The following is a 4901-nucleotide window of genomic DNA, read 5'->3' as shown; positions in this document are numbered from 1 at the left end:
CCATCGACTCGAGGATGAGCGAGGAGCTTTCGATCTCTTTCGTGCCGCCCGACAGATAGGGGTTCAACGTCGAGGGGGCTTGCCAATAGATGATGTTGAGATGCCCCGAAGAGCCGCGCTCGGCCATCGCCGCGGCTGGCGCAAGCGCCAGTGCCGTCGCACCGAGCAGAAGTGAATAGCGTTTCATTTTTCTGTCTCTCTCCTTGTTGGTCGCTCAGACCTCGGTGGGTTAAGCCGCATGCTCTGCGGTCTTGTGGGTGTCTTCGGCATAGAGATGGCAGGCCACATGGCGGCCCGGCGCGATCTCGCGGATTTCGGGGTCGATCTCGCGGCAAATCTCCATCACGCGTGGGCAGCGTGTGCAGAAATTGCAGCCTTTCGGCGGATTTGCGGGCGAGGGGACATCACCTTGCAAGATGATCCGCTCGGCATCGTCATGGCTGGTCGGGTCGGGTTCGGGCACTGCCGAAAGCAGCGCGGTCGAATAGGGGTGAAGCGGTTCGGCGAAAAGCGCGTCGCGCGGGGCCAGTTCTACTACGCGCCCCAGATACATTACCGCCACCCGGTCCGCGATATGGCGCACCATGCTGAGGTCATGGGAAATGAACAGGTAGGTCAGGCCAAGCCGGTCTTGCAATTCTTCCAGCAGGTTGACCACCTGCGCTTGGATCGAGACATCGAGTGCGGCGATGGGCTCATCGCAGACGATGAATTTCGGGTTCAAGGCCAGCGCGCGTGCGATCCCGATGCGCTGGCGCTGCCCGCCCGAAAACTCGTGCGGGTAGCGGTTGGCGAAATCCCGGTTCAACCCCACCGCATCCATCAACTCGTAGATACGCTCGAGCCGTTCGGCGGCGCCAAACTTGGTATGCTCCATCAACGGTTCGCCGATAATGCCCGCGACCGTCATGCGCGGGTTCAGGCTGGCTTGCGGGTCTTGAAACACCATCTGCATCTTGGGGCGCAGGCGGCGCAGCGTCTCGAAGGGGGCATCGGCGATCTCTTCGCCCTCAAGCCGGATCGAGCCGCCTGTCGGATCGTAAAGCCGCAAGATCGCCCGCCCGCAGGTCGATTTCCCACAGCCCGACTCGCCCACAAGGCCCAAGGTCTCGCCCTCGTAGATATCGAAGCTGACGCCATCGACCGCCTTGACCGACCCGGTCAACCGACGCAACAACCCCGTACGGATCGGGAAATGCATCGTGAGGTCACGCACCTCGACCAGCTTTTTCGCGCCGCTTGTGTCAAACATCGCGCCCGGCCCCCGCCTTGAAATCCCAAAAACACGCTGCGTCATGCAAAGGCGCCACATCGAAGCGCGCCGGGTTTTCGCGCGCGCAGCGCTCAAATGCCTGTGGGCATCGTGCCCGGAAGGGGCAGCTTTCCGGCGCGCGCGACAAGATCGGCGGTTGGCCTTGGATTACCCGCAACTTCGCGGCGCGCTCACCGCGGATATGCGGCACGGTTTCCAAAAGCATGCGCGTGTAGGGGTGCTGTGGATTGGCAAACAATTCACGCACGGGCGCCTGTTCGACCACTTGGCCGCCGTACATCACCATGACCCGGTCCGCGATGCCCGCGATCACACCCAGATCATGGGTGATCCATACGATCGCCATGCCAAGTTTCTGGCGCAGGTCTTTGACCAGCTCAAGGATTTGCGCCTGAATCGTCACATCGAGTGCGGTGGTTGGCTCATCGGCGATCAGCACCTTGGGATCGCAGGCAAGCGCGATGGCGATCATCACGCGCTGGCGCATCCCGCCCGAGAATTGGTGCGGATAATCCGAAAGACGACGCCGCGCATCAGGGATGCCCACCAGATCGAGCAATTCGGCCGCGCGGGTCGCCGCTTGCGCCTTGCTCAGCCCCATATGGCTGCGCAATGGCTCCATGATCTGGTAGCCCACGGTGAAGACGGGGTTGAGGCTTGTCATCGGGTCTTGGAACACCATCCCGATCCGTGCGCCACGGATATCGCGCATCGTTTCTTCGGGCACGCGGGCAAGGTCTTGGCCCTCGAACATCACGCTGCCGCCGCGGATCTCGGCGGGTGGCATTGGCAAAAGCCGAATGAGCGACATCATGGTTACGGATTTGCCGGACCCAGACTCACCCACCACGCCCAGCAGTTCGCCGGGTTTGAGCGTGAAGCTCACATTGTTGACCGCATGCACCTCGCCACCGCGGGTGCGGAACACGGTCTTCAAGTCCTTGACATCAAGGACAAAGGGGGTGGCCCCATCGGGCATCGGCAGATGCTCCCCAACCTGTTACTGTGCCACCTCTTGTCGATGCTCGGGTGGCTATATTGATGGTGACGCTAACATGAAAATTGCACGTCACAAGCTGCAATATAACAGCCCATGCAACTCTAGGCGGCATCTGCCTATCCTTTGAGCATCTTGATCTGCGCGGGCTTGACGATGCGCCACGGCTGGCACAGGCTCGGCCCGCATATACCCGGAGCGCCTAGCATGACCGATGTCTTGAGCCCGCGGGCTTTGTTGGACAAACTCGTATCCTTTCCCACGGTCAGCCGCGACAGCAACCTCGCGCTGGTGGATTGGGTCGCGGATTATCTGGCCAGCCATGGCATCAACAGTCACCGCGATTTTGACCCCACGGGGAAAAAGGCAAGCCTTTATGCCCATGCCGGACCCGAGATCGCGGGCGGCGTGATCTTGTCGGGCCATACCGATGTCGTGCCCGTCGATGGGCAGGCATGGGTGACCGATCCGTTCAGCGTGGTCGAGAAAGACGGCAAGCTGTTCGGGCGCGGCACCTGCGACATGAAGGGGTTTGACGCGCTGGCGATCTGGGCCACGGTCGCGGCGCAGCGCCGTGGCGTGAAGCGACCGCTTCAGCTCTGCCTCTCCCGCGACGAGGAAATCGGCTGCACCGGCGCGCCGCCCATGATCGAAGCGATGCAGGACCATATGCCCAAAGCTGCGCTGGCGATCATCGGCGAGCCGACTGAATGGGGCATCGTCAACGGCCACAAGGGTGGTGTCGGGCTCGACCTGCATTTTCACGGGTTCGAGGTGCATTCATCCATCGCCTATACCGGTGTCTCGGCCATCATGGAGGCGGCCAAGCTGATCGACTGGGCCAACCGCACCAATGCCGAAAACGCCGCCAATGCCGATCCCGCCTGCGATTATGACCCGCCCTATACCACGCTGCATGTCGGCATGATCCAAGGCGGCACCGCGCATAACATCACCGCCAAGGATTGCACCTTCGTGCTGACCGCGCGCTGCATCCCGCAAGAACCCAACGCCGAATGGCAGGCCCGCATGATGGCCGAGATCGCGCGGATCGAAGCGGGCATGAAGGCCGTGCGCCCCGAGACCGGCATCACCGTCCTTCCACGCTGGGATGTGCCGGGGCTACGCGCCGAGCAAGACGGTATGGCGGAGGCGCTGGTGCGCCGCCTGACCGGCGAGAACGGCAGCGCGGTCGTCAGCTACGGCACCGAGGCGGGACAATTCCAGCGCGCGGGCTATTCCGCGATCATCTGCGGGCCGGGCAATATCGCGCAGGCCCATCAGGCCAATGAATACATGTATGTCGACCAGCTGACCAAGGGAGAGGCGTTCATGGAACGCCTGCTCGCCATGCTGCAGGAGGGATAGCGCCATGCCCGTGAAGAACCGCCTTGCCGAACTCCATGACGAGATCACCGCCTGGCGCCGCGATCTGCATGAGAACCCGGAAATCCTCTATGATCTGCCGCGCACCTCGGCGCTGGTTGCCGAACGCCTGCGCGATTTCGGCTGTGACGAGGTGGTCACAGGCGTGGGCCGCTCGGGCGTGGTCGGCGTGATCCGGGGGCGCATCGACACCAAGGGGGCGGCCATCGGCCTGCGCGCCGATATGGATGCGCTGCCGATGTCCGAGAAAACCGGGCTGCCCCATGCCAGCAAGACAGCGGGCAAGATGCATGCCTGCGGCCATGACGGCCATACCGCGATGCTGCTTGGTGCTGCCAAGTATCTGGCCGAGACGCGCAATTTCGACGGCACCGTGGTCTTGATCTTCCAACCGGCGGAGGAGGGCGGCGCGGGTGCGCTTGCCATGATCGAGGATGGTTTGATGGAGCGTTGGGGCATCCGCGAGGTTTACGGGATGCACAACGAACCCGGCCTTCCCGTGGGCGAGTTCGGCGTGGCGCCCGGCCCGATCATGGCGGCGGCCGATGAATTGCGCGTGGTCATCCGGGGGCGCGGCGGCCATGCGGCCCAACCCCATAACGTGATCGATCCGGTGCCGGCGGCCTGTGCGACGGTCATGGCGCTTCAGACCGTGGCGAGCCGGTCGGTCGATCCGCTGAAATCGGTCGTGGTCTCGATCTGCGTGATGCAGACGGAATCGGCGGCCACCAATGTCATCGACGACAGCGTGACGCTTGCTGGAACCGTGCGTACGCTGGATGAGGGCGTGCGCGATCTGGCCGAGGCGCGTATCGCCGCGATCGTGCAAGCCACCGCCGAGGCCTATGGCTGCAGCGCCGAGATCACCTATGAGCGCGGCTATCCGGTGACGGTGAACCACGAGGACAACGCCCGGCTCGCGGCGCAGGTCTGCGAAGCCGTGGCGGGGCAGGGCCGCGTCCGCTGGGGCCGCCCGCCGCGCATGGGGGCCGAGGATTTCAGCTACATGCTGCAAGCCCGCCCCGGCGCTTTCGTGCATATCGGCAATGGCGACACGAAAAAGGTCCACCACCCCGAATATGATTTCAACGACGACGCCATCCCCTATGGGTGCAGCTTCTTTGCCGAGCTGATCGAGCGACGCATGCCTGCGGGCTGAGGAAAACCCATGCCGATCAAGAACCGCTTCGCCGAAATGCTGCCGGAAATAATGGGCTGGCGGCATCATCTGCATGAAAACCCCGA

General features: G+C 63.2%; 4 protein-coding genes and 1 pseudogene. 2 read left to right on the top strand and 3 right to left on the bottom strand.

What is annotated here, in order from left to right; all coding sequences use genetic code 11:
- From ACTG4J_RS14715 to ACTG4J_RS14705, 3 genes and pseudogenes are all read right to left on the bottom strand, one after another.
- Nucleotides 1-187: pseudogene (locus ACTG4J_RS14715) on the bottom strand (peptide ABC transporter substrate-binding protein); the annotation flags it as partial.
- Between the two features lie 42 nt (nucleotides 188-229).
- Complete coding sequence (locus ACTG4J_RS14710) at nucleotides 230-1252, bottom strand: ABC transporter ATP-binding protein (RefSeq protein WP_439140489.1); 1023 nt, start codon at nucleotides 1250-1252, stop codon at nucleotides 230-232.
- Nucleotides 1245-2252: an ABC transporter ATP-binding protein gene (locus ACTG4J_RS14705; protein ID WP_439140488.1), complete on the bottom strand. Its 1008-nt coding sequence runs from the start codon at nucleotides 2250-2252 to the stop codon at nucleotides 1245-1247. Before ACTG4J_RS14705 ends, ACTG4J_RS14710 begins: the two co-directional genes overlap by 8 nt.
- Before the next feature lie 225 nt (nucleotides 2253-2477).
- Here ACTG4J_RS14705 and argE point away from each other — a divergent pair, with 225 nt between their 5' ends.
- Together argE and ACTG4J_RS14695 are read left to right on the top strand one after the other, a co-directional pair.
- A complete protein-coding gene (argE, locus tag ACTG4J_RS14700) occupies nucleotides 2478-3638 on the top strand; it encodes an acetylornithine deacetylase (protein ID WP_439140487.1) in 1161 nt (386 codons plus the stop codon).
- Between the two features lie 4 nt (nucleotides 3639-3642).
- The gene (locus ACTG4J_RS14695; RefSeq protein WP_439140486.1) at nucleotides 3643-4815 is read left to right on the top strand and encodes a M20 aminoacylase family protein; all 1173 of its coding nucleotides are present in this window, start codon (nucleotides 3643-3645) and stop codon (nucleotides 4813-4815) included.
- Nucleotides 4816-4901: the final 86 nt, after the last annotated feature.

Source organism: Roseicyclus sp., assembly GCF_965662675.1.
GTDB lineage: Bacteria > Pseudomonadota > Alphaproteobacteria > Rhodobacterales > Rhodobacteraceae > Roseicyclus.
This window is presented reverse-complemented; position numbering and strand designations above follow the sequence as displayed.

What these genes read in the sequence shown, in the direction of transcription:
- ACTG4J_RS14710 (WP_439140489.1), bottom strand. Translation starts at nt 1,252, where the DNA reads ATGTTTGACACAAGCGGCGCGAAAAAGCTGGTCGAGGTGCGTGACCTC.
- argE (WP_439140487.1), top strand. Translation starts at nt 2,478, where the DNA reads ATGACCGATGTCTTGAGCCCGCGGGCTTTGTTGGACAAACTCGTATCC.
- ACTG4J_RS14705 (WP_439140488.1), bottom strand. Translation starts at nt 2,252, where the DNA reads ATGCCCGATGGGGCCACCCCCTTTGTCCTTGATGTCAAGGACTTGAAG.
- ACTG4J_RS14695 (WP_439140486.1), top strand. Translation starts at nt 3,643, where the DNA reads ATGCCCGTGAAGAACCGCCTTGCCGAACTCCATGACGAGATCACCGCC.